The sequence below is a fragment of the Streptomyces odonnellii genome (assembly GCF_000981895.1).
Taxonomy (GTDB): domain Bacteria; phylum Actinomycetota; class Actinomycetes; order Streptomycetales; family Streptomycetaceae; genus Streptomyces; species Streptomyces odonnellii.
Genome location: NZ_LATD01000160.1, coordinates 1 through 26246, shown reverse-complemented (window position 1 = coordinate 26246; position 26246 = coordinate 1). Strand labels below are relative to the sequence as shown.

Here is a 26246-nt window from a genome sequence, read left to right as displayed (position 1 = left end):
ACCTCTCTATTCGTCGGCGGCACCCGTTGTGTCTGCGCCCCCGCCCGTACGCAACGCGCAGGAACGCCGTCCCACGCCCGCCGCCGCGCGCCCCGGCGTCCGGCACGGCAAACGCCGCAGGCCCACCACCCCGCCCGAGCCCGTCGCCGGCGGCGCGGCCCGCAGCGGCCTCCTGAGCAGGCCCCAACTGCCCAAGCGCCGCTGCCAGGAGCACCTTGCTCCACAGCTACGGGACGGTCCTCCGCCACCGCCCTCCCAGGAGCCCGAGTTGCATGACCCCGGGCTCATGGCCGCCTTCCGCCGGGGCATCGGCCTCGCCGAGACCCAGCCACTGCCGGACGACAGCGAACAGCCTGAGCAGCCGGACTCGCGGGAACGGCCGGACACGCGGGAACAGCCGGAACCGCAGCGCCACGACACCACCCCCAAGGAGTAGATGCACCATGGCGAGCGATGTGCCGACCGGCCATGTCTCGGACCTCGACTGGCTGTTGAGCGGGCTGGTCCAGCGTGTCCCGTACACCCGCAGCGCGGTGCTGCTCTCGGCCGACGGGCTGGTGAGATCCATGCACGGCATGGACCCCGACAGCGCCGACCACATGGCCGCCCTCGCCTCCGGCCTGTACTCCCTGGGCCGCAGCGCGGGCGTGCGCTTCGGGGACGGCGGCGAGGTCCGCCAGGTCGTGGTGGAACTCGACTCGACTCTGCTCTTCGTCTCCACGGCGGGCTCGGGCACCTGTCTGGCCGTGCTGGCGGGGCGGGAGGCGGACGCCGCGGTGCTCGGTTACGAGATGGCCATGATGGTCAAGAGCGTACGGCCGTATCTGGCCACTCCGCTCAGACAGGTGGCCGGTTCCGCCCCGGGCGCCATGGGGCGCTGACCGTGCCGGTCGTGAAGGAGGGGCCCCTGCTCGACGGTTCGGCCGGGCGGCTCGTCCGCCTGTACACCGTGAGCGGGGGCCGCACCCGGCCGACGGCATCACTCGATCTGCTGACACTGGTGGTGGCCACGGGATCGGAGCCCCCGCCGAGGTCCGGCCCCGAGCATGCCCAGGCCATGGGCCTCTGCCGGGGGCCCATATCGGTCGCGGAGATCGCGGCTCATCTCGGGGTCCCCGTGACGGTCGCCAAAATCCTGCTCTCCGATCTGGTGGACTGCGGGGCGGTCGCCGCACGACCGCCCGACAGTTTCGACCAACCCACCGACCGTTCGCTGCTGGAGGCAGTGCTCGATGGCCTACGAAGACAGCTCTGAAACCCTCCTCGAACCGCACCTCGTACCCCTGCCCGCTTCTGCCTCTGCCTCTACTCCGGCATCTGCGTCGGCTCCCGCTTTTGTGCCCGCGCCCGCGCCTGCTCCCCGCTCCTTTCCCACCGCGCTGAAGATCCTGGTCGCGGGCGGGTTCGGGGTCGGCAAGACGACCTTCGTGGGAGCGGTCAGCGAGATCGCGCCGCTGAGCACGGAGGAACTGCTCACCCAGGTCGGCGCCGCGACCGACGATCTGACGGGCGTCGAGGCGAAGACGGCTACGACCGTCGCCATGGACTTCGGCCGGATGACCCTGGACGACCGGCATGTGCTCTATCTCTTCGGCACGCCCGGCCAGGAGCGCTTCTGGTTCATGTGGGACGAACTGTCGCGGGGCGCCCTCGGCGCGGTCGTGCTGGCCGACACCCGTCGGCTGGACTACTCCTTCTCCGCGGTGGACTTCTTCGAGCAGCGCGGCATCGGATTCGTCGTCGCCGTCAATGAGTTCGACGGGTCCTACCGCTATGACGCGGAGGAGGTACGGGCCGCGATGGATCTCAGGCCGGAGGTGCCGATCGTGCTCTGCGACGCGCGGATCGCCAGCTCGGGCATCCAGACGCTGGTCACCCTCGTCCAGCATCTGCTCAGCTCGTCCACGACCTCGGCCGCTTCCCCGGCCCCAGCACAGGCACCGGTCCAGGCACCGGCCGTGGCACCGGTTCCGGTCGAGTGAGTCCGGCACGGGCACCGGGGCGGCCTGCGGCGGGTCATGGCCGGACATCAGGGCTGCTGTCCGCATGCGGTGGTACGGCACGGAGCGCTGGTGAGCGGAACTGATCCGAGCGGAACTGATACTCCGTCAGCATGTGTCCCAGAGCAGGGAACCGGTCGGCGGCGATGGCGGCGCCGCCGTACTGGCCCGCAGCACCACCTCGCCACCGACCCGCAGCACCCGTGACCGCGCCCCGCGCGGCTCGCGCAGCGCCAGCGAGATCACGCTCTCACCCATGGCGGTGAGCGGCAGGGCGACGGTGGTGAGGGGCGGCGTCAACTCCCGTACGAGCGGTATGTCGTCGAAGCCGGCCAGGGACATCTCCTCCGGGACCCGCACACCCGCCTCCCGGAAGGCGGCCAGCGCACCCACCGCCATCACATCGGTCACCGCGAACACACACGTGGGCCGGGGCACCCCGGCCGACCGTACGAGAAGTTCCCGGGCCGCCGCGTAGCCGCCCTCGCGGGTGAAGGCGCCGTGCACCACCGACCCGGCGTCCAGGGTGATCCCTGCCTCCAGGAGCCCTTCCCTGAATCCGGCCAACCGGTCGGCGACCGTGGTGAGTTCACGCGGTCCGCTGAGTACGGCGAACTCGCGGTGACCCAGGCGCAGCAGAGCGCGGGCGAGATCCGCCGCCCCGGACCGGTTCTCCGGCAGCACGGCATCGGTGCGCAGACTGCGGTGCCGGCTGACGACGGCGACCCGGCCGCCCGCACGGATGTACGGAGCGAGTTCCGCACCCAGCTTCCGTTCCCAGGAGGGGTCCTGGAAGCCCGAGCCGATCAGCAGGATGGCGCGGGCGCGCTGTGCCCGGAGCATCGAGACATACGCGATCTCCTTGGCCGGCTCACGGAACGTACTGGCCAGCATGACCAGGACGTCCTGCTCGGCGGCGGCCCGCATCACCCCGCCCGCGATCGCCGCGAAGTAGGGGTCGCCCACATCGTGGCAGATCACACCGACGGTGTTGCTGGACGAGCTGGCGAGCGCCTGGGCATGGGCGTTGGGGATGTAGCCGAGCACATCGGCCGCGGCGCGCACCCGCTGCCGCAGCTCCTCGCGGACCCTCGCCGTGCCGTTCAGCGCTCTGGACGCGGTCGCCAGCGAGACACCCGCGCGGCGGGCGACGGCGTCCAGCGTGACATGGGTCTGTGCTTCCCGTTCACTCAACTCGACCCCCGGGTCGCGGTGGCGGTGGCGGCGGCGCCCGAGGGGGAACCCGCGGACCCCGAAAGTTCGGGACGACCTATTGACCGTACGGACGGGCAGTCATTAGCGTGGCGATCACCTTACCAGAAAGCGCTTTCTGAAAGCGCTGTCGGGGAGCACCGCTCTTACAACTGCCCGGATTTCCCGAGGAGTTCACATGAGCAGCCAGAGTGTCATGCCGACACCCGCCAAAGAAGTGGCGGGTGTCGCGGAACGCGGCAGGCCGGGCGCGGGCGCCCGTCTGGTCCAGGCGGTGGAGTCGGGCTGGCGGCCCGTCGCGCTGCTGGCCGCCTGTTTCGCCGTCTGGTGGGGCATCGCCGCGGCCGAACTGGTCGAGCCGTATCTCGTTCCCTCACCCGGCGAGACCCTCGACGTGCTGACGGGCAAGGCCGGTTATCTCTGGCAGCACACCTGGGTGACGACCTATGAGACGCTGCTCGGTTTCGCCATCGCCGTTGTGGTCGGTGTGCTGGCGGCGGTGGTGATGGTGTACTCGTCGACTGTCGAGAAGACCCTCTATCCGATCCTGCTGTTCGCCCAGGTCGTACCGAAGATCGCGGTCGCGCCGCTGTTCGTGGTCTGGCTCGGCTTCGGCATCACACCGAAGATCCTGATCGCCGTGCTCATCGCCTTCTTCCCCGTGGTGATCTCCATGGTCACCGGGCTGAAGGCGGTCGATCCCGAGATGCTCCAACTCTCCGCGACCATGGGCGCGAAGCCCTGGCAGACCTTTGCCAAGATCCGCTTCCCCGCCTCGCTGCCGCATCTCTTCTCCGGGCTCAAGGTCGCCGTGACACTGGCGGTGACGGGCGCGGTGGTCGGTGAATTCGTGGGCGCCAACGAGGGGTTGGGCTATGTGATCCTCCAGGCGAACGGCAATCTCGACACCCCGATGCTCTTCGCCGGGCTGCTTGTCATGTCTCTGATCGGCGTTGTCCTCTTCGTTCTGGTGGAGATTGCCGAGAAGCTGCTGCTGCCCTGGCACGCCAGCCGCCGCGACCCCCAGGTCACCACCGCGTACTGATGCCCGTACCGCGCACAACACAACACAATGCCTCTCGACTCGACCCCCGTTCCGGGAAGGGCCAGCCATGCATGCGCGCAGACTCCTGATCGGCCTCGTACCGCTGCTCCTGGCCGCCACCGCCTGCGGTGAGGACGGCTCGGGGACCACCACCAGCGAATCGGGCAAGAAGCTCGACAAGGTGACACTGACCCTCAACTGGTATCCGTACGGCGAACACGCGCCGTTCTACTACGGCGCACAGCAGAAGATCTTCGAGAAGCACGGTATCGATCTGGAGATCCGGGCGGGCCAGGGCTCGCAGAAGACCGTCCAGGCGACCGGCGCGGGACAGACCGACTTCGGCTGGGCCGACACGCCCGCCGTGCTCAGCGGGGTGGACCAGGGCGTCCCGGTGAAGAGCCTCGGTGTCTTCCTCCAGACGACACCCTCCTCCGTACAGTTCTTCGAGAGCCAGAACGTCGACGCACCCGCCGATCTCAAGGGCAAGACCGTCGCGGGCACGGCCGGTGACGCGCTCAGCAAGACGTTTCCGATCTTCCTCAAGAAGAACAATCTCAAGGAGTCGGACGTCAAGATCCAGAACACCGACCCGGCCGGCAAGATCGCTGCGGTGATCTCGGGGAAGACGGACGCGCTGCTCGGATACGCCAGTGACCAGGGCCCGACGATGCAGGACAAGGCAAAGAAGCAGGTCTCGTATCTGCGCTTCTCGGAGCACGGACTCAACTTCTACTCCAACGGTCTGATCGCGGGCTCGGAGATCCTGTCGGGCAGGAGCGAACTGGCCGGGCGCATGGTGCGCGCCGTCAGCGAGTCATGGGCCGCGGCCGAGAAGGCGCCGGGGCCGGCCGTCGCCGCCATGCAGGGCGCGTCGGAGCAACTGCCGCCCGAGAGCGTCCTGTCGGAGCAGTTCAAGACGACGCTCACGCTGCTGCACACCGACGCGACGCAGGGCAAGGCGCCCGGTGTCAACATCGAGAGCGACTGGCAGCAGACCATCGATGTCTTCGCCGAGGCCGGTTTGATCGGGAGCCCGAAGCCGGTCGCGGAGTACTGGGACAGCGGCACCGCGCTGAAGGGATGACGATGGCCAGGGATGTGACGCTCCGGAAGTCCGCGGTGCCGGAGACCGGCGGCGCGGCGGCCGGCGCGGGAGGCACGGCCGGTGCCGCGGGCAGGACGGCGGCTGTCGGCCTTGAGGATGTGGCGGTCCGGTTCCGTACGAAGAACCGCGATGTGACCGCCCTGCGCGAGGTCTCGCTCGATGTGGCGGCGGGGGAGTTCGTCGCCATCGTCGGGCCCTCGGGCTGCGGCAAGTCGACCCTGCTCAAGCTGGTCGCCGGTCTGCTCAAGGCGTCCACCGGAGCGGTACGGCTGCACGGCGAGCAGGTCGACGGGCCACGGCCCGACATCGGATACGTCTTCCAGCGCGCCGCGCTGCTGGAATGGCGTACGGCCCGGCGCAACATTCTGCTCCAGGCGGAGATCCGCCGGATGCCGGCCGAGAAGGCGCGTGCGCGGGCCGGTGAACTGATCGCGATGACCGGGCTTGCCGGCTTCGAGGACGCGTATCCGCACGAGCTGTCCGGCGGGATGCAGCAGCGTGTCGCGCTCTGCCGGGCGCTGCTGCACGAGCCGCCGGTGCTGCTGATGGACGAGCCCTTCGGCGCGCTAGACGCCCTGACCCGCGAGCAGATGAACATGGAGCTGAACCGCATCTGGCGCGAGACCGGTACCACCGTGCTGCTGGTGACGCACTCGATCTCGGAGGCGGTCTATCTCGCCGACCGCGTGGTGGTGATGAGCCCGCGGCCCGGCACGGTCAGCGAGATCATCGAGGTCGGCCTGCCGCCGGAGCGCGACTACACGGAGACATTGGGGCGGCCCGAGTTCCGCGAGGCGGCCGGGCATATCCGGGGACTGCTGGGCGCGGCCTCGGCGCAGGACTGACCCTCGCGCCGAGTCGCTTCGTGACGCGTCCCGGATGTGGGATATCGTTCCGCATATGAGAGAGGGTGATGTGGGTGCCGGTGCCGACTTCGGTATCGGCTCCGGTGCTGTCGACGAGCTGCTCGCCGTGCGCCTCGCCGAACTGCGCGGCGAGCACCGCTGGTCGCTGGAGGAACTGGCGCGGCGCAGCGGGGTGAGCCGGTCGACCCTGTCCCGCGCCGAACGCGGTGAGATCAGCCCGACCGCGTCACTGCTCGGGCGGCTGTGCGCGGTGTACGGGCGGACCATGTCGCAGTTGCTCAGCGAGGTGGAGGTGGCCGCGGAACCGGCCTGGCTGGTCAGGGCCGCCGACCAGACCGTGTGGCAGGACACCGCGACCGGGTTCGTCCGCCGCTCGGTCTCACCGCCGGGGCCGGGAATGCGCGCGGAGGTCGTCGAGGGCGCGCTGCGGCCGGGCGCGGAGGTTACGTACGAACGGCCTCCGGTACCCGGTATGGAGCAGCACCTCTGGGTGCTGGAGGGGGCGCTCGACTTCACGCTGGGGCACGACCGCCACATGCTGAGCGCGGGCGACTGTCTCCGTATGCGCCTCTGGGGGCCCACCCACTTCCACTGCCCGGGCCCGGAGGCGGTCCGCTACGCGGTGGTGGTGGTCCAGCCATGAGCATCAGTGGCTCGGCCACCGATCCGGTCGGTCCTGGCGGGAGTCCGAGTGGTTCAGCCACCGAGCCGGACGGGCCAAGTGGCTCAGCCACCGGGCCGACGAGTGTGAGTGGTTCAGCCACTGGGCCACGGCCTCAGGGCACTCCGGGGCCCTCGCACGCCCCCGCCGTCGTACCGCTCTCCGCCGATGAACTGCACCGCGCCGCCGACGCGTTGGGTGAGTTGATGCTCGATGTCGTCGCCGGTGGGGCCTCGATCGGGTTTCTGTATCCGCTGGAACGCGCGGCCGCCGTACGGTGGTGGCGTGAGCGGGTGTCCGCCGTGCGGGAAGGGCGGCTGGCCGTACGGGTCGTCCGGGACGGCGGGCGGGTCGTCGGGACCGTAGGACTGGCGTTCGCGGACAAACCGAACGCTCGGCACCGCGCCGAGATCGTCAAGCTGATGGTGCGTCGCGACGCCCGCGGCCGGGGGCTCGGCCGGGCCCTGCTCACCGCCGCCGAGGAGGCCGCGGCCGAGGCCGGGGTGACACTGCTGCTGCTCGACACCGAGACCGGCAGCCCCGCCGAGACGCTCTACCGCTCCTCGGGCTGGTCGGAGACCGGGGTGGTCCCCGGCCACGCCGCCGACCCCGGCGGGACGCTCCGTCCCACCACCTTCTTCCACAAGCACCTGGGGACGGGCCCCGGGAAGCGCCCTGGGAAGGACTCCGCAAAGGACCCCGGGAAGGACCACGGGTCGATCCCGGCCACCGTATGACGGCGGCCGGGACCGACCCGTAACCCGTAACCCTCAACCCGTGCCCCGGCCCCCGCTCAGTACCGCAGCCGCGACAGGTACCGGTAGCTGTTCAGCGCGCTCGCGAACGGATCGGCCGGGGCGTCGTGCTCCACCAGCCACTGCCGTACGCCGCCGCTGCGCGCCGTGTCGAACATCGCGGGGAAGTCCAGCACCCCGGACCCGACATCCTCGAAGCCGCCGTTCGCCGCCATGTCCTTCACATGCAGCGCCGGGAACCGCCCGGGGCGTTCGACGAAGAGCCGGCCCGGATCGTCCCCGCCCTTCGCCGCCCAGTACAGATCCAGCTCGAAGCCCACCAGCTCCGGATCGGTCTCCTTGAGCAGGATGCCGTACAGATTCTCGCCGTCGACCACAACGTGATCGGCGTCGTGGTTGTGGAAGAGCACCCTGAGCCCGGACCGCCGGGCGATGCGCCCCGCCGCGTTGAACTGCCGTGCCGCTTCCCGGTATCCGGCCGGTGAGTGCATCGTGTCCGGCAGGCTCGGCACCACCACCCACTTGCCGCCCAGGGTGCGGACGTCCTCGATCGCCTGCGGCAGACCGCTGCCGGCGACCGTGGTGTAGGGGACATGTTCGAGCACGGCCCTGAGCCGGGTCTCGTCCAGCATCCGCCTGATGTCGGCGGCGCTGTGACCGTGTCTGCCGCTGACACCGACCGTCGCGTAACCGATCTCCGCCAGCCGCTCCAGCGTCCCCCTGAAGTCCGTCGCCAGCGGTGTGCGCATGGTGTAGAGGTGCATACCGATCCCGGACGGCGGTATGCGCCGCCGCCGGCAGCGGTCCGCGCCGGTCCCCACGGCGCCCACAGCGTCCGCAGCGGTGGCCCCGGACGCCGGGCCCGCCGCCGTACCCACGCCCAGCGCCGCCAGGCCGACCGCCGTGCCCAGGAACGCCCTTCGAGTGCTTCGTGTGCTGCCGCTCATGGTCGCTCTCCCCTCAGGACGGCTCACGACGCCGTGCCCACGTTGATCCGGACCTCGCCGGTCGTCGTATCGCCCTTGTCGTCGGTGACGGTGAGATGTGCCGTGTACGCGCCCGGCCTGGTGTACGTATGGGCCGCGGTCGGCCCCTCCGTACCCGTGACCGTGCTGTTGTCGCCGAAGCTCCAGTGGTACGAGGCGATCGTGCGGCCCGCCACCGGTTTCACCCTGCTGCTGAGCTGTACGGCCAGCGGCGCGCCGCCCGAGACCGGCGAGGCCTTGACCGACACCGTCGTGGCCGGCTTCTTCTCGACGCCGGATCCGTTGAAGCGCAGCCAGTCCACCGCGAAGAGATCGGGCTTCTCCGCGGACCAGTCGGGGTTGGTGAAGACGGCGTACAGCTTCACCGAACCGCCCGGGTTGGTGAGCGCGACGGTGGGCGAGACGACATTGCCGAAGCCGCCGGTGTTCGGGATGGTCACCTTGCCGAGCAGCGGCCCGGTCGGCGAGCCGTTACGGAACTCGATGTCGCCGCCGAGACCGCCCGAGGCCGCGCCGACCGTCACCGACGAGATCCCCTTGAGGTTCACCGGATCGAACGAGATCCAGTCGCCGTCCTCGATCTCCGTCAGCCGCTTGCCGCCGGACGCGTCGGCGCGGTCACCGGTCACCGCGCCGCCGTGCGCGCCACCCGTTGCCGTACGGTGCTCCGCCTCCCGGAACGTCGTCCGCAGGGTCAGCGAGGACGAGCCGGTCAGGGCGGGCACGCCCGCGGCGCCCTTGTCCTCGTACTGCGCGGTGATGCCGTAGTACAGGTTCTGCCCGGGACCATGGCTGTCCCCGGCGTCCGTGACGATCTCGCCCGCGCAGCCCGTGTAGTTGTCCAGCGGATGCAGATGGCTGTCATGGCCGAGCTGCGACTGGACGACCACGCGTGAGCAGTCGATCGTGCCGCCCGCGCCGGTCGAGCCGTCCTCGCGGTCCTTGACCTTCACCGTGAACGGGATGGTGTCGCCGAAGCTGAACATCCCTCCGTTCGGCGGCTGTTGGATGGTGACCACCGGCCGGGTGTTGCCGACGGTGATCTCCCGGACCGAGAGCGCGGTCAGCCCGCCCGGTCCCGTGACGGTCAGCCGCGCGGTGAACCGGCCCTTGGCACGGTAGACATGGGTGGGATTCGCCTCGGTGGAGTCGGTGGTCCCGTTGCCGTCGAAGTCCCAGGCGTAGTCGACCGGATTGCCGCCCGGCAGCCCCGAACCCTCGCTGGAGAACGCCACCGTCAGCGGAGCGGGCCCGCTGTCCGGGGTCGCCGCCGTCTTGGCGTCGGGCAGCCGGTCGTCGCCGACGTAGTCGATACGGTAGATGCCCGAGCCTTCGTTGCTGCCACCGCGGCCCGTACCGCTGCCGAGCCCGAAGTCGATGACGTACAGCGCCCCGTCGGGTCCGAAGTCCGCGTCGAAGGGCTGGTTCCAGCTCATGTCGCCGAACACACCGTTGATGGAGTGTAGATCGCCCGCCTTGACGGGCTCGAAGCGCGGGTCCGTGAAGGTCTGGTCCTCCTCCTGGAACGAGAAGGCCTTGAACCAGGTCCTGGTCAGCTCGTAGTTGAGCCACTTCCCCTCGAAGTACTCGGGGAACTTGGACGGGTACGGGTTCGCCGCGTCGTAGTCGTAGACCGGTCCGCCCATCGGCCCGCCGCCGCCCGTGCCGAGTTCGGGGAATTCGGGCGAGGCGGAGTAGGCGTACCAGACCGTCGCCGGCTTGGCCGCGGGCAGCTCGCGCAGACCGGTGTTGTTCGGCGAGTCGTTGACGAGCGCGGCGCAGTCGAACTTCGCGCCCGATGTGCCGGTGGCGAAGTCGTAGTCGTTGAACGGGGTGTTGTTGCCCGTGCAGTACGGCCAGCCGTAATTGCCGGGCTCCGTGATGCGGTTGTACTCGACGGTGCCCTCGGGACCGCGGTTCGCGACCGCCTCCCGCGCGTCGGGCCCGTAGTCGCCCACCAGCAGCGCCCCGCTCAGCGGGTCGGTGGTGATACGGAACGGATTGCGCATGCCCATCGCGTAGATCTCCGGGCGGGTCTTCTCGGTACCCGGTGCGAAGAGGTTCCCCTCGGGGACGGAGTACGTGCCGTCGTCCTCGGGGGTGATGCGCAGGACCTTGCCGCGCAGGTCGTTGGTGTTGCCCGCCGTGGTCTGGGCGTCCCAGGCGCGGCGCCCCTCGCGCTCGTCGATCGGGCTGAATCCGTCGGAGGCGAACGGATCGGTGTTGTCACCGGTCGCCACGTACAGATCGCCGTTCTTGTCGAAGGTGATCGAGCCCGCCATGTGCGAGTTGGCCCGGCCCTCGCCGCGCAGTGTGGGCACGGTCAGCAGCCGCTTCTCCGAGGCCGGGTCGACGGTGTTGCCGGTGACCGTGAAGCGCGACAGGTTCAGCCGTTTCTCGGTCTTGTCGGAGTGCAGCAGATAGAGCCAGTTGTTCTCCGCGAAGTCCGGATCGAGGGTGAGCCCGAGGAGTCCGTCGGACTGGCTGGTCATCTCAGGTGTGTACGCGAAGTCCAGCGCGGTCGAGACCTGGAGGGTCTGCTGGTCGATCACCTTGAGCTTGCCGGTGCGCTGGATGAAGAACACCCGGCGGTCCGGGGCGACGGCCAGCTCGAAGGGGTCGGCGAGATCGCTGGTGGCCAGCGGAGTGCGCTGGAAGGCACCGGTCTTGGTGGCGGTGCAGTCACCGGGCTTGTTGCCCGCGGCCCACTGGATGCCGCCGAGCAGGTGCTTGCGGAAGGCGTCCTCCTGGAAGGCGGACGCGGCGTGCCCGCCCGCGGTGAACCAGGAGCGTCCGCCGTCGTAGTTCTGGCACCAGGACCATGGGTGGTCGACGCCCTCGTCCAGTCCCTGGACGCCGTCGTTCACCTTGATCTGGGCGAGGGTGTGCACCTTGCCGGTCGGGTTGACGCGCCAGTTGTACCACTCCTCCGTACGCTCCCAGAGCTGCGGCAGCCCCTGGGTGGAGGGGTGCACCTGGTCGAGCACCTTCACCCGGCCAGTCTGGACGGCGGGGTGCTTGTCGAAGATCGCGCCGACCAGCCCCTCGTACCAGTCCCAGTCACGCTCGCTGGCGGACGCGGCGTGCAGACCGACCCAGCCGCCGCCCCCGCGGACGAACGCCTGGAGCGCGGCGCGCTGGTCCGCGTCGAGCAGATCGCCGCTCTCCGGGGTGGAGTTGGTGTTGTTGAAGACGATCGCCTGGAAGCGGGCGAGATTCTCGTCGGTGAAGGCCGTGGCGTCGCTGGTGGCCTCGACCTCGAACCCGTTCTCGCTGCCGAGCTGCTGGACGGCCTCGATCCCGGCCGGGATCGAGTCGTGCTCGAAGTTGGTGACCTTGGAGAAGACCAGAACGCGGAACGGGGCCGCGTCGGCGCGGGGCGGCGAGGCCATCCCGAGTCCGAGGACGAGCGCCAGTAACGCGATGATCACAAGGAAGGGTGAGGAGGTACGGAAGGGCGTTCTCATGGGCGCTCCCGGTGCTGGTAGGGCCGGCTGCGGGTTAGAAAGCGCTTTCTGCGGTACGCCGCACAGCGTAGGTTCCGGTGTCACAGGGGGTCAATGGGTCGGAAGCGCCCCGCTGCGGCCCGTGATCCGCCCTTCGGGGCCGGGCAGTTGGAGTCCGGCCCGAGGCAGGGCCGGGGCCCGGCCGTTCGGAGGGTACGGCTGACCCGCGCCCGGAACGCGGCTGACCCGCCCGGGCGGGTCGCCCGGACGGGTCAGTGGTGCGGCGATGCCGCGGGTGGGCTGAGAGCGCTCTCGGGGATGGGGGCGCTCTCAGCTCGGAGGTGAGAGCGCTCTCGGGGGTGGGAGCGCTCTCAGGTCCCGGGCGGTTCTGTCAGGCCGCGTCGGCCCCGGGCGGTTCTGTCAGGCCGCGTCCAGCTCCGCCAACTCGCCCTCGTCCAGCACCAGTTCGGCCGCGCCCACCGAGTCTCGGATCGTCTCCGGCCGGCTGGACCCCGGAATCGGTACCACCACGGGCGACTTGGCCAGCATCCAGGCGAGGCACACCTGCTGCGGGCTCACCCCGTGCGCCTCGGCGATCCGCGCGAACGCGCCGTGCGACGAACCGAGTTCACCGGCCCGCCTGATCCCGCCGAACGGGCTCCACGGCAGGAACGCGATGCCCAGCTCCGTACACAGCTCAAGTTCGGGCTCGCTGGAACGGAACGCCGGCGAGAACTGGTTCTGTACGGAGACCAGCCGGCCGCCGAGGATCTCCTGCGCCGAACGGATCTGCTCCGGGTCCGCGTTGGAGATGCCGGCCTGCTGGATCTTGCCCTCGTCGAGCAGATCACGCAGTCCGCCGACGGACTCCTCGTACGGCACCTTCGGGTCGGGGCGGTGGAACTGGTACAGCCCGATCGCCTCCACACCCAGCCGCTTGAGCGATGCCTCGCACGCCGCCCTCAGATGCTCGGGGGTGCCGTTCAGCGTCCAGGAGCCGTCGCCGGGCCGGAGATGACCGCCCTTGGTGGCCACCAGCACCTCGGAGCCCCGCGGGTGGGACGCCAGCGCCTTGGCGATCAGCGATTCGTTGTGTCCCACCTCGTCGGCGTGGAGGTGGTACGCGTCCGCCGTGTCGATCAGTGTCACCCCCGCGTCCAGCGCCGCGTGGATGGTGGCGAGGGAACGGGCCTCGTCCGGCCGCCCCTCGATGGACATCGGCATACCGCCCAGACCGATCGCGCTGACCTCGACGGTTCCGATGCGGCGAGTCTTCATGGTGGAGTGCACCCTTCCTGCTGCGGTCCCCGCCGGTTCCGGCGGGTACTTTCCAGCTTTGCCGCTGCCGCGCGGGGCGTCCAATAGAAGAAACCGAACGCATTGAGCGGCCCCGCTTCTCAATTAGGCTGGGTCACCATGGAACTGCGTCACCTCGAATATTTCGTCGCCGTCGCCGAGGAACGCCACTTCACCAGGGCCGCCCAGCGGCTGATGGTCTCGCAGTCCGGCCTCTCGGCGTCCGTGCGGGCCCTGGAGCGCGAGCTGGGCGCCCGGCTCTTCGTACGCTCCACCCGCAGGGTCGAACTCACCGGGGCGGGACGGGCCCTGCTGGTGGAGGCGTCCCGCACGCTGGCGAGCGTACGCGCGGCCAAGGAAGCGGTCGCGGCGGTGCAGGGGCTGCTCCGCGGCACACTGTCGGTGGGTACGGAGCAGTGTGTCACCGGGGTCCATGTGCCCGGCCTGCTCGCGCGCTTCAGGGCGGACCACCCCGAGGTGGAGGTACGGCTGCGGCAGGCCGGGTCCGCCTCGCTGGTCGAGGATGTGGCGGCCGGGCGGCTCGATCTGGCGTTTGTCGCCCTGTCCGGCGCGGTTCCCGAGGGCGTACGGCTCGTTCCGCTGGCGAGCGAGCCGATGGTGCTGCTCTGCCATCCGGACCATCCGCTGGCGGGCGCGGCCGAGGCCGACTGGGCCGAGCTGGGCGACGAGGTGTTCGTGGACTTCCACGAGGACTGGGGCGCCCGCGGTCTCACGGACCGGGCCTTCGGCGCGGTCCGTACGGAACGGCGTGTGGCCCTGGAGGTCAACGATGTGCACAGCCTGATCGAGCTGGTCGGGCACGGTCTCGGTATCGCGGTGGTGCCGCGTCCGATCGCGCGCAAGGAGCAGGCGGCCGCGCTGTGCACGGTGCCGCTCGCGGGCGCCGAGGACCATCTGTGGGAGGTCTCGGCCGCGCTTCCCGACGACCAGCGCACCGGACCGGCGGCCCGGGAACTGCTCGCGTATCTGCCGGAGGCAGGCGGGTCGGCGGGCGGGCCGTGCACGGCGGGCGGCCCGCGGGACCGGACGCCTGCGGACGGCGGGCCGTTCGTCACGGCCGTTCCAGCCAGCCCCTGATGAAGGCGGCCTGCCCGGCGTGCTGGAGATCGTCGGCGATCACACTGACCAGCCGCACACCGAGCGTCACGGCCGGCACCCACGCGTCGTCGACGACCCGCCGCAGATCGGCGTCCTTGAGCGGCCGGACGAACTCGACGGTCTGATCGTGGACGGCGTCGTGGTACCCCGTGAGCAGCTCCGCCGAGACCCCGCCCAGCGCGGCCACCTCCTTGGGCGAGTGCCCGTAGCCGGTCGCCCCGCGTGTGAACGGCAGCTCGAACCGCTCCGACCAGTCCTGCGCGATCCACACCTCGTCGATTCCGGCGGCGTCGGCGATGTGGTCGTCCTGGATCCGGCTCAGATGCCAGACGAGCCAGGCGATCGAATTGGCCCCGTCGTCGAGCCGTACCGCCAGCTCGTCGGGCGACAGGCCGTCGACCACGTCGTGGACGGACTCGTTGATACGGCCGAAGGCGTCGACGAGCAGATCAGCGCTGGCGGTCATGGCACCCTCCGGGGGCCGGGCCGGGAGCTCCAGCCCCGTCTGGCACATCCTGTCCGGCCGCGGGCGGACGACGCCGTGTGACAGACGGGGCCCAGCCCGGCGGATGGGCAGTGCGTCCATGTCCAGGGTGCCCCGTACGGACCGGGTCAGCGCGTCGGCGGTCAGCCGGCGGTGATGAGCCGACGCGGCGGTGGCGGGCCGGCTCGATCGCCGTGGGCGCGGTCAGCGCGTCAGGAACGCCGAGATCCGGTCCCGCAGCGACTTCGGGTCGAGCCCGTGCGCCGCCAGATGCTCGCCCAGCTCGCCGTACCGCCGCAGCTCGCGCCGCGCCACCCCGAGGCCGAGCACCCGGTGCGGTGTCGCGTACAGGGCGTCGTTCGCCACGGCGGTGGAGGTCCCGGCGAGATACGGCTCGACGAGTACGACATCGGCCGCGCTCCCGCCCGCGACGGCTCGCCGCAGCGCCTCCGCGTCGAAAGGCCGCACCGTCGTCGCGTACAGCACCGTCGTGTCCAGGCCCTCCGTCGCCGCCATTACGTTGTCGAGCATCGGCCCGACGGCGATCACGACGCCGCCGCGCCCCTCCCGTACGGTGATGAAGCCCGGCCCGGTCACCGGCAGCGCCCGCTCGTTGCTCTGGAGCGAGAGCCGTACGTACACCCGGCCGTCCCCGGCGGCGGCGTCCCGCAGCAGCGTCTCGGCCTCGTCCGGGTGGCCCGGCACCTGTACCGTCCACCCGTCGAGCGTGTCCATCAGGGCCACATCACCCGGCGACATGTGCGTGAACCCGCCCGCGGGCCAGTCGTACGAGGCACCCGCGCTCACCAGCACCCCGCCCACGCCCTGATGGCCGAAGTCCAGCTTCACCTGCTCGAAGGGGCGCTCGACCAGGAAGCTGGCGAAGGTGTGCACGATCGGGCGCATCCCGGCGAGCGCGAGTCCGCCGCCGACGCCGACCATGAGCTGTTCCCGGATGCCGACATTGACGACCCGGTCCGGATGGCGGCGCTCGGCCGCGTCGAAGCCGTCCCGGCTGATCTCCGCGAGGACGAGCGCGAGGCGTGGGTCCTCGTCCAGCAGCGCGGAGGTGGTGGAGATGAAACGGTCCCGCATGGTGTCCATGGAAGATCCCCTGTGGTCGGTGGTGCTGTACGCGGTGCTGTAGCCGCTGTATGCGGCGCTTTATGCGGTTGGCTCAGGCCTTGGGCTCCACGCGGGCCACGACGGCCCGGGGCCGGCCCGGGTGCGGGGCGGTGAAGGCGGCGTACATCGCCTCGTGGTCGCGTCCGTCGACGGTCTCGGCCGACCAGCCGGCCGCCTCGAAGCGGGAGGCGATCCCGCCGGGCCAGCCGTGGGTGGCCGAGGCGTTGTCGATCACCAGCGTGTGAAGCTGTTCGAGCCCGGCGGGGCCCGCGTAGGCGAGCGCCTCGTGATTGCTGCCCTCGTCGAGTTCGGCGTCGCCGATCAGCACCCAGACACGCGGGTCGGTGAGCCCCTGGGCCCGCAGCCCCAGGACCGTACCGACGGCGAGCGGCAGCCCGTGCCCGAGCGAGCCGCTGCCGATCTCGACACCGGGCAGAAGTGTGCGGTCGGGGTGGTAGCCGAGGGGCGAGTCGTACGAACCGAACCCGGGGAGCAGTTCCTCGGCGAGGAACCCCTTGGCGGCGAGGACGGCGTAGTACGCCATCGGCCCGTGCCCCTTGGAGAGCAGGAAGCGGTCCCGCTCCGGCGCGTCGACGCTCGCCGGGGACACCCGCAGCACCCTGTCGTACAGCACCCAGAGCGCGTCCAGCGTCGAGGTCGCGGCAGGCCCGTGCTTCTCGTCGCCCGTCATGAGGCCGAGCAGCCTGGTCAGATCCTGGTGGCCCGGTACGGGGGCCGGTCCTGTCTTCGTCATACAGCCCACCGTGCAACGTCAACCACACTTGAGGTCAAGCACGCCCGGGTGCCCGGCCCGGGCACCCGGGTCCCGCGGAAAGCGGTTCGTGACCACCGCGCCGAGTGCGGTATTGTTCTCATGCGCGTTCGGCCAGGGGAAACCCCAGGTCAGACAGCATCGGGACGTGGCGCAGCTTGGTAGCGCACTTGACTGGGGGTCAAGGGGTCGCAGGTTCAAATCCTGTCGTCCCGACCAGCGTTTACGCAGGTCGCAGGCGGTATCGGAGAAATCCGGTACCGCCTTTCCGCGTTTCGTGGGGACCAGTTGGGGACCAGTCGATCCGGCGGGATCTGGCGGTGTTGTCCGGGGGCGGGACGTACGGCAGTGCGTCCCGTGTACGCGGGCGCGGAGAGTTCGATGAGCTGCCAGCGTGGGGCGTTGCACGTGGACCGGCTCGGCGCTCAGGTTATGGGGATGAAGACGCTGCTTGAGATTGTGTTGAAGGCTTTCATCGGCGGTCTGTTCGTGGTCGTTTTTGCTCTGATGGCGGAGACCGTTCAGCCCAAGCGGCTGGCCGGGGTTTTGGCGGCGGCACCTTCGGTGGCGCTGGGAGGTCTGATCCTGACGGTGGTGTTCAAGGGCGACCTGGAGGCGGCGGATGCGGCGCGGGGTATGGCGGCCGGAGCGCTGGCGTTCACTGCCTACTGTCTCGTCGATGTGCCGGTCCTGGGCAGGTTCGGAGCCGTGCGCGGGTCTGCGGCGGCGCTCGTCGTGTGGTTCGCGGCAGCCGCCGGCGTCGCCTTCGCGGTGGCGCGGTGAGCCGGTCGGCGAAGCCTGAGCGCGGGCGCGGCCAGGGCGGCGAGAGCACCGGCCGGGTGCGGGTGGACTGGCGGGCGGCTATGCGCACGCCGCGCAAGGATGTGCTTCTCCGCTTCGGTTTCGGCGCGGGCGTGTCGCTTCTGGCGGCTGTCGTGTCCACACTGTTCGGGTCGTTCGTCGGCGGGGTCTTCCTCGCCTTTCCGGCTATTTTGCTGGCCAGCCTGACTCTTGTGGCCGAGGAGGAAGGCATCCGGCGTGCCCGTGATGACGCGCGTGGTGCTGCACTGGGCACCCTGGGGCTTTTGGCGTTCGCCGTCGTGGCCGCGGCGCTTGTCCGTCATCACACGGCGTGGCTCGCGCTCGGTGCTGCGACGGCAGCGTGGGCCGGGGTGTCCCTCGCCGCGTATGCGATCACGTGGGCGCTCGGGCTGGGGAGCGACGAACCTCGCAGGCGCAGTTAGCGGAGGCGCGGCGTCAGTCACGCGTGGCCAGGGCTTGGGGTGCGGCGTCCTTGAGCCGGGTCGTGAGCCATTTGACCTGGGTGAGGTTTTTTTGTGGAGGGTGAGAGCCGTGACGTACTCCACGGCGACGCGGGCGACGACGTACTGGACACCGGATAGGGCTGGGCGTTCATCGGGGCCCGTGGGCCGGTCCGGTGGTGCTGGACCAGCAGCCGATGTCGGGTTTCGCCAGCAGCGAGCTGATGGACTCGTCGAAGTGTTCGGTGAGGTTGATGGCCGTGTTCGGGGGGACTTCGAGCCGGTCGCCGCCGCTGTAGTGCGGGCTGCGGTACAGGCACCAGTCCCGGTCGGTGGTGTTGCGGACGCTGCGGGCGCGGTCGTCCCAGTCCGGCGGGAGTTGAGGGGTGTCGGCGGTGACGGCCAGCGAGTCGCCCGTGCCGGCGGGTCCCGAGTAGAGGCAGATCTGCTGGTCCCGGCACGCCCATGCCTGGGTCTGCGCTTCGACGGCGTGGCTGGGGAGGACGCCGGACAACGTGCTTACGGCGATGGCGGAGCCCAGGGCCAGGTGTTTGACGACGCGACGCACCACGAAGTTCTCCTTCCGGCCCGCGCTCCGGCCAGGGGCCGTGGGCCTGGGGTGGGTGGGGGCGCCCGGACCGGGCCGGTCACACGTCCCGGTCCGAGCGTCGCTTGTCCTCTGTACGAGGACCGCGGGGAATCAGCAGGCTCCGCCGGAGGGCTTGGGGCGCATGGACGAGACGGTCTGGTCGAAGTGGCCGGGCAGGTCGATCTGTTCGCCTTCGTCGATCTCCCGGCTCTCGCCCTGGTAGTTCTCATCGCGGTAGAGGCACCACGTGACGGAGGCCCTGCTGCGCACGCTGCGGGCGCGGTCGTTCCATCCCTGGTTCGACAGGTCCGCGATGGCGTCGTGGACCTGCAGGTTCGCGCCGCCACCCTGGGTGTCCTCGTAGAGGCAGACCCGTTCGTCCTTGCAGTCCCAGGCGGACAGGGCCCCTGCGGTGTCGGCGGGGACCATGCCCATCAGCACGCCGCATGCGGCCGCGGCGGTGAGCGACAGGCTCCTGCGGATCAGACGGTTCACGAACTGTTCCTTTCGTTCGTATACGGGAACCGGACACGCGGTCTTGTTGCCGGTGCCGGGGATCGACGGGCGGATGGGGCCCGGTATCGGGCGAACACTCGTCGCCGGCGATGGGCCCGCACACGCCTACGGTGCGGGGCAGCCGCCCTTGGGCTCCTGCCGGAGCGAGCTGAGCGACTGGTCGAAGCGGCCGACGAGATTGACCGCGGTCCCGGGCGGCACCACGGTCCACTCGCCCGCGTAGTCCGTGTCGCGGTACAAGCACCAGTCGACGTCGCCGGCGTTGCGCACGCTGCGGGCCCTGTCCTCGAAGCCGACAGACGACAGGTCCGCGACGTCGTTCTTCAGCGCTTTCGACTCCCCCGCGCCCAGGACGGAGGAGTACAGACACGCGTTGTCCGCGGGGCACTGCCACGGCGCGGGGTCCGCGTTCGCGGTGCCACCGGGCAGACACACCAGCGCACTCAGCGCGGCCGCGCCGGCCAACGAGAGAGCTCTCACGGTGAAACGGGCCGTGACCTCGACATTCCTCTCCACAGCGGTGGGACACACGTGCGATACGCGAGCCGAACGTGCGATCACGGGGCGACGGACCGCGAGGATCGGGCGAACCGAACCCGCCTCACGCAACGTTGCGTTCCGTGCATGCTCAGTCACTCATTGTGCAACTGGCTCGATCGGGTGAACCCGCGCTCCCATACGCTCCGTACTCCAGCGCGTCCACGTCGCCCAGGACCGGGGTGTAGCCGACTACCTGCGGCTTCGGACACCCCCGCTTTCCGGGGCGGGCGGTCCAGCCTGGCCCTGACACCGCAGAGCTCGCGCTGACGGGGTGTCACAGATCGCTGCCCGTCGGACGTGCTGGGATGCGTGGTGGCAATCGGGTATAGGTTTTCGTGAGTCGGAGTAACGGAGGGGGCGGTCCGAGCAATGGATCCTGTGTCGCTTGTCGTCGCGGCGGTGGTGGCCGGTGCGACGGCCGGGCTGAAGGAGCAGGCGCAGTCTGCCGTGCGCGATGCGTACCTGGGGTTGAAGAACCTGATCGTGCAGCGGCACGGGATCGAGGTCGGCGCGGTGGAGCGGCGGCCCGACTCGGAGGCCAAGCAGGAGTCGTTGCGGGAGGATCTGGCCGATGCCGGCGTCGGCGAGGACGCCGAGGTGCTCGGGGCGGCGCACGCGGTGGTCAAAGCCGTGCGTGAGCACGATGCGGCCGCTGCGAGGGCCGTCGGTGTCGATCTGAACGACGTCGATGCCGAGCTCATCAGGATCGTCGACGTGAAGGTTCGCGGCGACGCGACCGGCGTCGACCTCGATCGCGTGAGGACGCGGGGCGGCATCGTCATCGAGGGCATCCAGGTCGACGGAGATGACTCCCCCGCCCACCCTTGACTGCGGCCGGTCCGGCCCCGTTCGCCACCCCCTCGCTGGGGTTTCGCGACATCGAGGCCGGCCGCGACATCATCGTCACCGTTCACCAGCAGTTCACGGCGCCACGGCCGTTGCGGCCGGAGGAGAGCTGGCCCAAGCGGGTCGGAGCGGTGCCGCCGGCGGCCGAATGCTTCCGGGAGCGGGCCGTCGCGGCGGACCCGGACGCCGGTGGGGCCGTGGTGCTGGTCGGGTACAGCGGCGTGGGGAAGACCCAGCTGGCCGTTGGGCACGCCGAGCGGCTGTGGGCCGACGGTGAGCTCGACCTGCTGGTGTGGATCACCGCCGGCTCGCGGGACGCGATCCGGCTCGGCTACCTCGCTGCCGCCAAGGCGCTGAACGAAGAAGCTGCAGGTGACGAGGCGGTCAAACGCTTCCTGACCTGGTTGGCCGAGACACCCCGGCGGTGGCTGATCGTGTTCGACGATCTGTCCACGGTGGACGACCTACGTGACCTGTGGCCGCCCCGGCACGCCTCGGGGCGGACCGTGGTGACGACCAGCCTCAGGGACGTCGACGCGTTCGGCGAGGACGTGCGCTTGGCATTCGTGGATGGGTTCGACGACCAGGAGGCCGTGGAGTACCTGCACGAACGGCAAGCCGGAAGTCCACATCGGGTCGAAGGTGCGGCGGAACTCGCGAGTGAGCTGCACCAATTCCCCCTGGTGCTGGCGCATGCCGCGAACTACGTGGCGAGCCGCAACACGACGTACGCCGAATATCATCGCCTGTGGTCGGCACGCTACGAGGAGGTCGCCCCTCGGCACGGGTCGCTCGCGAATACCTACATGCCGCTGCGGCCCGGCTTCGCGTTCCACATCCCCGTGGTGGCCACATGTTCGTTGTCGCTCGACCTCGCGAGCGGGCTGACCCGTCCGGTACTGGACCTGGCCTCACTGGTGGACGGCGGCGCCATTCCTCTGGCGTTCTTCGGGACCTCGGCCGTCGCTCGGCACCTCACTGCCAGCCAGGGCAGGACCGTCGACGCGAACGACGTCCGAAGCGCGCTGGCCCAGGCGCACCGCTTGGGCCTCGTCACGATCGACGCGCATCGGATGCTCCGGCTGGACCCCTGGATGCGACGCGTCCTCCTGGAGTACGAAGAGATCACCGTCCTCGACGAGCGGGAAAGGACCACGCCGAACGACTGGATCTCACCGAGGCCCGACCCGCCCGACATGGGTGAGCGTGCGGCAGGCGACGCCCTGGTGGAAGCGTGGCCGGACGGGCGCAGCGACCCCGTGGGCAACCAGGTGTTCTTCGCGGCCGCGATGGCACTGCGCGGCTGGGCCGACGAACAATTCTGGCTGAACGGCGGGCACCCGGTGCTGATCCGAGCCGGAACGGCGCTCAAGGACGCCGGCCTGCTCGACTCCGCCGCCGTCTACTTCCAGTACCTGCACGCCATGGCGCAACGCCGGCTCGGCGAAGACCACCACGAGACCCGGAGCATCCACGGCCACCTCCTGACCGTGCGCAGCTTGATCGTGCGCGGTGAAGTCACCGAGCTTGAGGACCTGCTGGCGGAACAGACCCGGACGCTGGGTCCCCACAGCCGCGAAACCCTGGCCACCCGCGCACAGGTGGCGTTCGCCCACGCCTCGGCCGCACCGGGCGATCGCGGCAGCGCGGACGAACTCCAGAACGTGCTCGCAGACCAGCGGCGAGTACTGGGCCGCAACGACCAGGACACGCTGTTCACCCGCTACTTCCTCGGTTACCTGCGGGTGATGTCCGGCGACGTCAATGGTGGGATGAGCGAACTCAAGAAGGTGCTGAAGGACCAGCGGCGGGCGTTGGGGTTCGTCCACGCCCGCACGCTGTACACGCGACAGACGCTCGCCGAGCTGCGCATTGCCCAGGACGACACGTCGGGTCTCGACAAGGTCCTGCACGAGTTGATCGAAGACCAGAAGCGGGTACTCGGCCGTAACAGCGAGCAGACCTTGCTCACCCGGCACAACCTCGCGGTCGTCCGCATCAGACGCGGCGACACGGCCGAAGCCGCGACAGAGCTGGAAGAAGTGCTCGCGGATTTCACGAGGGTGTACGGCGCGGACCATCGCGAGACGTTGGCGGTGCGGCGGAACCTCGCCACCACGTACAGCGAACTCGGCGACGAAGTGGGTGCGCTGGCCGAACTGGAACTCACGATGAACTACGCGAACCGCGTGTTCTCACCCGACGACAAGGACTTCAAGAACACCCGTGATCTGCTCGACCGCTACCGGCACCGCGCCTACTGGCAGGTGATGGACGAGTACGAGCGGGAATGGGAATCCAATGAGTACCTTCTGTCCCAGATGAAGGGCATCATCAGCTCTCGATATTTCAACCACGAGGCCGACGGAATGGCGGGCTTGTGGAAATCCCTGTTGGGCGAGCACATGGCGCCGAGGGACGTGGAGGGCATGCTGTCGATCCGCCGCATCGCGGCCTGCTGGGGCGGGCTGGGCGGTAACGCGGCGGGTGCGGTGGCGGAGCTGGAGAAGATCCTGGACGGTTGCGTGGAGGCGTTGGGGTCCGAGCACCTGCTCACCCGGTTCACCCGCCGCAACCTCGCCTTCTGGCGGACCCGCGTCGTCGTTCCCGCAGACAGCTAGGCCCTGTCCGGCTGCCCTGGGCGAACCGGGCCCACCTGTGGGCGCTGGTCGCCTTTCCGTGGCTGATCCCCTGTGGGCCGACGGGCGCGGGCCCGTGATCAGGCTTGGCTCAGGGGCATCCAATGCCGCTTGGTTCGGCGCGACTTCTGAGTGTGTTCGATGGTGTAAGCGGTTGGATGCAGCCCGCCACTGGTCACCTGGACCTCCTTGACCACCCGGATTCCGCTCGTCTCCCGTACGGCCTGCTGGAACAGCCGTTTGTCCTCGGTCAGCAGAACGGCACGGCCCTTGGGGTGCAGCACTCGGGCCCTCGGCAAGAAACCGGGGGTACAGATGGCTGTTCACCTGGTGGGAGCCGACTCGTTTGCCGAACGGCATGTTCGAGATGATCCGGTCGACGGAGTGCTCCGGCAGCGGCAGCGCTTCCGCCCGGGCCTGGGCCAGCAGATGCGGTGCGTCCACCGCTCTCAGGTTCAGACGGGCCACTTCCAGTGCCTTGAGCGAGCTGTCGGTGCCCAGGAGCCTGGCGCCCCCGCCGATGGCGGCGACCTCGGTCAGCAGCGTCCCGGAACCGCAGAACGGGTCGTACACCGTGTCGTCCGCCTCGGGCTTGGCGAGCTGGACGAGCAGGCTGCCGACCACCGGGTTGACCGATGCCGGGATGCGATGCGGTTTCGCGTAGCGCCGCGAGCGATGCATGGCCCCGACGTCGGCCAGCAGGAAACGGCCGTGCTCGGCGATATTGATGTCCCAGGCTTTTGGATCGTTCTTCCAGCCGAGTTCTGTGCTGATCGTCTCCATGAACGTCCCACGGCCCTCGATGCGATCCACCCGATAGGCGGGAGGACCGGACAACGCGCCGATGGCTCCGCTTTCCGTCGACTGTTCGAGTTCCGCCAAAGCGTCGGCGAAGCCGTCGATCCGGGCATGCTCCGATTCATCGAGGACGACCGAAAGCGTCGAGAACATTCGTAGCGGCAGCAGTCGCTCCAGCTTTCCGTCAAAGTGAAAGAGCACCGAGTCGCTCGTCCGGCGAATGTTCGTCAGTGCTGGGGCGCCGATGTCATGGCAGTGCTGAAGAAGCCGTTCCACCACACCAGGGAGGCTTTGGAGGTGCAGGCGGTCCCGTACGGGGGAGTCGGTACTGATTTCCCTGAGCATCTCCCAGCCTCCGAATCGAGCACAAGACTTCGTCGGACTGGACAACGAGCGGCAACGGGCCGGCGCTCGCCCGATTGAGGGCGTCGGCCGTGCCGGAGCGCGTCTCAGGGCTACGAAGCCCGATGCCGTCCCAGCGATGAGTCCGCCGACGTCCGCCGGTCTACCTGTCGGCGGAAACAACCAACTCATCGGGAGCACGGCATGGGCCTCATCCACATCGAGCTGTTCGCAACCCTCGACCTCGTCGGGCAGGCGCCCGGGAGCCCCGAAGAGGACCCGGTGGAATTCCCGTTCGGCGGCTGGCAGGCACCCCTGTTCGACGAAGTCGGCGGGGCGCAGGTCGCTGCCGCGTACGAGGGCACGGACGCCCTTCTCCTCGGCCGGCGGACGTATGACATCTTCGCCGCCTACTGGCCGCACCAGGAGGGCGGCCAGGACAACGAGATCGCCACGCTCTTCAACAGCGTCCCCAAGTACGTGGCCTCCCGGGGCAGGCCGGACCTCTCGTGGGCCGGGTCCGCTCAGCTCGGCCCGGATCTGGTCGGCGCGGTGCGCGAGATCCGTGAGCGGCACGAACACGTGAAGGTCGTCGGGAGCCTGAACCTGGTACAGACCCTCCTGCGCGAGAAGCTCTTCGACCGGCTCGACCTCTGGATCCATCCGGTCGTACTCGGTGTCGGGAAGAAGGTGTTCGACGGTGGCGCGGTGCCCACGAACATCACACTCCTCCAACCGCCGCTGGCCGGCCCGAAAGGCACCGTGTACCTGCGCTACGGGCTCGCCGACGGCACGCCGGGCACGGGGGACATGAGCGCACCCGACCGCGGTGCCGGCCGCGACGACTGAAGCGCCCACGCACACCGGTGCGTCGTGGGCGTCGGCTCAGGGCAATATCGCGAGGACCTCGCCCGCCGAGTCGTAGAGGGTGACGCGGCGGATGAAGTCCGCCGGCGTGTCCGTGTCCGCGTTCCCGTCCGTGCCGGCCCGGGCACCCGCGCCCTCGGGGCCGAACACCGCCGGGGCGGAGGGCACTTCGGTGGTGGCGTACCAGACACCCCAACCTGGACTGCCCGCCAGCTCCAGCAGCTCGGCGCGCACCACCCGGCCGGTCGCGGTCGTGACCTCGACGCGGGCCGCGTCGCGCGTTCCGTAGTAGACGCCGGAGTGGAGGCAGCGGTCGCCCACCGGTTCCGACTGGCGTGAGACACCCGGGGTGCTCAGGTCGAGATTGCCGTCGGCCACACTGCGGAACTGCTCGCCCTCGGGGGTCGACCAGTGCTTGCCGTCCGCGGTGAGCCACAGCGGGACGTCCCTCGCGGCCTTCACCCGCTCACCCGGAGCCACGACGCGGACGGACGACGCCGTACGGGACTTCGCGGCCCCCGTGGACAGAGTGGCGGCCGTGGCCGGAGCGGCGGCCGAGGGCGCGGGGAGTGTCGCCCGGCGTCAGCGCGTACGCCCCCGCCGGTACGGCCAGTACCGCCGCCGTGACCGTCGCGGCGACCGCATACTTCTTGATCCGTGTCATGAACGGACAGCTCCTTGTGCGTCTTTGAGTTCGAACGGTACGGAGGGCGCCTCTCGACCCGGTCGCCGCCCGGCGGGATGACATGCCCCGCGAACTTTTTTCCGGACGCCTCACCCGGCCGCACCGGGGAGCCCCGCGCAGACGGATGAGCGGGTTCCACTCAGCCGTGCAGGTGTACGGAATGCGCCATTCTCATGGGCTTGCCCAGGTTGCGGAGCCCACAGTTCCGTACGTACCGTCGCCACTCGACCACCCTGCGCGTTCAAGGGGTCCGGGTGCCGTCCTGAGGCGGGAGGCGGGTGTGGGGC

Annotated in this window: 27 protein-coding genes, 1 tRNA gene and 2 pseudogenes; 16 read left to right on the top strand and 14 right to left on the bottom strand. The window is 69.9% G+C overall.

Annotation, left to right across the window (positions count from 1 at the left end):
• From WH07_RS38875 to WH07_RS16460, 4 genes and pseudogenes are all read left to right on the top strand, one after another.
• Positions 1 to 436, top strand: a pseudogene (locus tag WH07_RS38875) (hypothetical protein); the annotation flags it as partial.
• 7 nt (positions 437 to 443) lie between these two features.
• Positions 444 to 881, top strand: coding sequence for a roadblock/LC7 domain-containing protein (locus WH07_RS16470; RefSeq protein WP_046500667.1), 438 nt, complete (start codon positions 444 to 446; stop codon positions 879 to 881).
• Between the two features lie 2 nt (positions 882 to 883).
• Positions 884 to 1255 carry a DUF742 domain-containing protein gene (locus WH07_RS16465; RefSeq protein ID WP_046500665.1) on the top strand — a complete coding sequence of 124 codons (372 nt, stop codon included), beginning with the start codon at positions 884 to 886 and terminating at the stop codon, positions 1253 to 1255.
• Entirely contained in the window at positions 1233 to 1982 is a 750-nt protein-coding gene (locus WH07_RS16460) for a GTP-binding protein (protein ID WP_079023285.1), read from the top strand. Before WH07_RS16465 ends, WH07_RS16460 begins: the two co-directional genes overlap by 23 nt.
• A 126-nt stretch (positions 1983 to 2108) precedes the next feature.
• On the opposite strand, the gene WH07_RS16455 is transcribed toward WH07_RS16460, so the two are convergent.
• Positions 2109 to 3194: a LacI family DNA-binding transcriptional regulator gene (locus WH07_RS16455; RefSeq protein WP_046500663.1), complete on the bottom strand. Its 1086-nt coding sequence runs from the start codon at positions 3192 to 3194 to the stop codon at positions 2109 to 2111.
• Positions 3195 to 3390: 196 nt separating this feature from the next.
• Here WH07_RS16455 and WH07_RS16450 point away from each other — a divergent pair, with 196 nt between their 5' ends.
• The 5 genes from WH07_RS16450 (at position 3391) to WH07_RS16430 (ending at position 7629) form a co-directional block, all read left to right on the top strand.
• A complete protein-coding gene (locus WH07_RS16450) occupies positions 3391 to 4257 on the top strand; it encodes an ABC transporter permease (protein ID WP_046500662.1) in 867 nt (288 codons plus the stop codon).
• Between the two features lie 67 nt (positions 4258 to 4324).
• On the top strand, positions 4325 to 5344 hold the full coding sequence (locus WH07_RS16445; RefSeq protein ID WP_046500661.1) for an ABC transporter substrate-binding protein: 1020 nt from the start codon (positions 4325 to 4327) through the stop codon (positions 5342 to 5344).
• 2 nt (positions 5345 to 5346) lie between these two features.
• Positions 5347 to 6210, top strand: a complete 864-nt coding sequence (locus WH07_RS16440; RefSeq protein ID WP_408645858.1) for an ABC transporter ATP-binding protein — start codon at positions 5347 to 5349, stop codon at positions 6208 to 6210.
• A 55-nt stretch (positions 6211 to 6265) separates the two neighbouring features.
• Complete coding sequence (locus WH07_RS16435) at positions 6266 to 6874, top strand: helix-turn-helix domain-containing protein (RefSeq protein ID WP_046500659.1); 609 nt, start codon at positions 6266 to 6268, stop codon at positions 6872 to 6874.
• 224 nt (positions 6875 to 7098) lie between these two features.
• Complete coding sequence (locus WH07_RS16430) at positions 7099 to 7629, top strand: GNAT family N-acetyltransferase (protein ID WP_052744430.1); 531 nt, start codon at positions 7099 to 7101, stop codon at positions 7627 to 7629.
• 56 nt (positions 7630 to 7685) lie between these two features.
• Here the strand turns inward: WH07_RS16430 and WH07_RS16425 are convergent, their stop codons facing one another.
• The 3 genes from WH07_RS16425 to WH07_RS16415 all read right to left on the bottom strand — a co-directional run bounded on the left by WH07_RS16425 (position 7686) and on the right by WH07_RS16415 (position 13357).
• Positions 7686 to 8594: a sugar phosphate isomerase/epimerase family protein gene (locus tag WH07_RS16425; protein WP_079023284.1), complete on the bottom strand. Its 909-nt coding sequence runs from the start codon at positions 8592 to 8594 to the stop codon at positions 7686 to 7688.
• A gap of 23 nt (positions 8595 to 8617) precedes the next feature.
• Complete coding sequence (locus WH07_RS16420; RefSeq protein ID WP_046500657.1) at positions 8618 to 12100, bottom strand: ThuA domain-containing protein; 3483 nt, start codon at positions 12098 to 12100, stop codon at positions 8618 to 8620.
• A gap of 399 nt (positions 12101 to 12499) precedes the next feature.
• Complete coding sequence (locus tag WH07_RS16415; protein ID WP_046500656.1) at positions 12500 to 13357, bottom strand: aldo/keto reductase; 858 nt, start codon at positions 13355 to 13357, stop codon at positions 12500 to 12502.
• A 138-nt stretch (positions 13358 to 13495) separates the two neighbouring features.
• Here WH07_RS16415 and WH07_RS16410 point away from each other — a divergent pair, with 138 nt between their 5' ends.
• A complete protein-coding gene (locus WH07_RS16410; RefSeq protein WP_079023283.1) occupies positions 13496 to 14473 on the top strand; it encodes a LysR family transcriptional regulator in 978 nt (325 codons plus the stop codon).
• Here the strand turns inward: WH07_RS16410 and WH07_RS16405 are convergent.
• From WH07_RS16405 to WH07_RS16395, 3 genes are all read right to left on the bottom strand, one after another.
• Positions 14448 to 14960 (bottom strand): mycothiol transferase, encoded by a 513-nt coding sequence (locus WH07_RS16405; RefSeq protein WP_046500655.1) that lies wholly within the window; start codon positions 14958 to 14960, stop codon positions 14448 to 14450. The genes WH07_RS16410 and WH07_RS16405 overlap by 26 nt on opposite strands.
• A gap of 222 nt (positions 14961 to 15182) precedes the next feature.
• Positions 15183 to 16082 (bottom strand): transketolase family protein, encoded by a 900-nt coding sequence (locus tag WH07_RS16400; protein ID WP_046500654.1) that lies wholly within the window; start codon positions 16080 to 16082, stop codon positions 15183 to 15185.
• Between the two features lie 73 nt (positions 16083 to 16155).
• Positions 16156 to 16857 carry a thiamine pyrophosphate-dependent enzyme gene (locus WH07_RS16395; protein WP_046500653.1) on the bottom strand — a complete coding sequence of 234 codons (702 nt, stop codon included), beginning with the start codon at positions 16855 to 16857 and terminating at the stop codon, positions 16156 to 16158.
• 160 nt (positions 16858 to 17017) lie between these two features.
• On the opposite strand from WH07_RS16395, the gene WH07_RS16390 reads away from it, so the two are divergent.
• The 3 genes from WH07_RS16390 (at position 17018) to WH07_RS16380 (ending at position 18119) form a co-directional block, all read left to right on the top strand.
• Positions 17018 to 17094 (top strand) — tRNA-Pro (locus WH07_RS16390).
• A gap of 219 nt (positions 17095 to 17313) precedes the next feature.
• Positions 17314 to 17658 carry a DUF3147 family protein gene (locus WH07_RS16385; protein WP_157877364.1) on the top strand — a complete coding sequence of 115 codons (345 nt, stop codon included), beginning with the start codon at positions 17314 to 17316 and terminating at the stop codon, positions 17656 to 17658.
• Positions 17655 to 18119 (top strand): DUF3147 family protein, encoded by a 465-nt coding sequence (locus WH07_RS16380; RefSeq protein ID WP_052744429.1) that lies wholly within the window; start codon positions 17655 to 17657, stop codon positions 18117 to 18119. Before WH07_RS16385 ends, WH07_RS16380 begins: the two co-directional genes overlap by 4 nt.
• 169 nt (positions 18120 to 18288) lie before the next feature.
• On the opposite strand, the gene WH07_RS16375 is transcribed toward WH07_RS16380, so the two are convergent.
• From WH07_RS16375 to WH07_RS36275, 3 genes are all read right to left on the bottom strand, one after another.
• Positions 18289 to 18708, bottom strand: a complete 420-nt coding sequence (locus tag WH07_RS16375) for a peptidase inhibitor family I36 protein (protein WP_079023282.1) — start codon at positions 18706 to 18708, stop codon at positions 18289 to 18291.
• A 129-nt stretch (positions 18709 to 18837) separates the two neighbouring features.
• Positions 18838 to 19221 (bottom strand): peptidase inhibitor family I36 protein, encoded by a 384-nt coding sequence (locus tag WH07_RS16370; protein ID WP_046500650.1) that lies wholly within the window; start codon positions 19219 to 19221, stop codon positions 18838 to 18840.
• Positions 19222 to 19347: 126 nt separating this feature from the next.
• Complete coding sequence (locus WH07_RS36275) at positions 19348 to 19722, bottom strand: peptidase inhibitor family I36 protein (protein ID WP_157877363.1); 375 nt, start codon at positions 19720 to 19722, stop codon at positions 19348 to 19350.
• A 429-nt stretch (positions 19723 to 20151) separates the two neighbouring features.
• Here WH07_RS36275 and WH07_RS36270 point away from each other — a divergent pair, with 429 nt between their 5' ends.
• Together WH07_RS36270 and WH07_RS16355 are read left to right on the top strand one after the other, a co-directional pair.
• Positions 20152 to 20610 carry a hypothetical protein gene (locus WH07_RS36270; protein ID WP_052744427.1) on the top strand — a complete coding sequence of 153 codons (459 nt, stop codon included), beginning with the start codon at positions 20152 to 20154 and terminating at the stop codon, positions 20608 to 20610.
• Complete coding sequence (locus WH07_RS16355) at positions 20607 to 23249, top strand: tetratricopeptide repeat protein (RefSeq protein ID WP_046500649.1); 2643 nt, start codon at positions 20607 to 20609, stop codon at positions 23247 to 23249. Before WH07_RS36270 ends, WH07_RS16355 begins: the two co-directional genes overlap by 4 nt.
• A gap of 98 nt (positions 23250 to 23347) precedes the next feature.
• Here the strand turns inward: WH07_RS16355 and WH07_RS40380 are convergent, their stop codons facing one another.
• Together WH07_RS40380 and WH07_RS42155 are read right to left on the bottom strand one after the other, a co-directional pair.
• Positions 23348 to 23566, bottom strand: a complete 219-nt coding sequence (locus WH07_RS40380) for a hypothetical protein (protein ID WP_198533824.1) — start codon at positions 23564 to 23566, stop codon at positions 23348 to 23350.
• 52 nt (positions 23567 to 23618) lie between these two features.
• Positions 23619 to 23948 (bottom strand): annotated as a pseudogene (locus tag WH07_RS42155) (TRM11 family SAM-dependent methyltransferase); the annotation flags it as partial.
• 663 nt (positions 23949 to 24611) lie between these two features.
• On the opposite strand from WH07_RS42155, the gene WH07_RS16340 reads away from it, so the two are divergent.
• A complete protein-coding gene (locus WH07_RS16340; protein ID WP_046500645.1) occupies positions 24612 to 25256 on the top strand; it encodes a dihydrofolate reductase family protein in 645 nt (214 codons plus the stop codon).
• Between the two features lie 36 nt (positions 25257 to 25292).
• On the opposite strand, the gene WH07_RS16335 is transcribed toward WH07_RS16340, so the two are convergent.
• Together WH07_RS16335 and WH07_RS36265 are read right to left on the bottom strand one after the other, a co-directional pair.
• Positions 25293 to 25736 (bottom strand): hypothetical protein, encoded by a 444-nt coding sequence (locus WH07_RS16335; protein WP_052744426.1) that lies wholly within the window; start codon positions 25734 to 25736, stop codon positions 25293 to 25295.
• A gap of 4 nt (positions 25737 to 25740) precedes the next feature.
• Positions 25741 to 25938: a hypothetical protein gene (locus WH07_RS36265; RefSeq protein ID WP_052744425.1), complete on the bottom strand. Its 198-nt coding sequence runs from the start codon at positions 25936 to 25938 to the stop codon at positions 25741 to 25743.
• Positions 25939 to 26246: the final 308 nt, after the last annotated feature.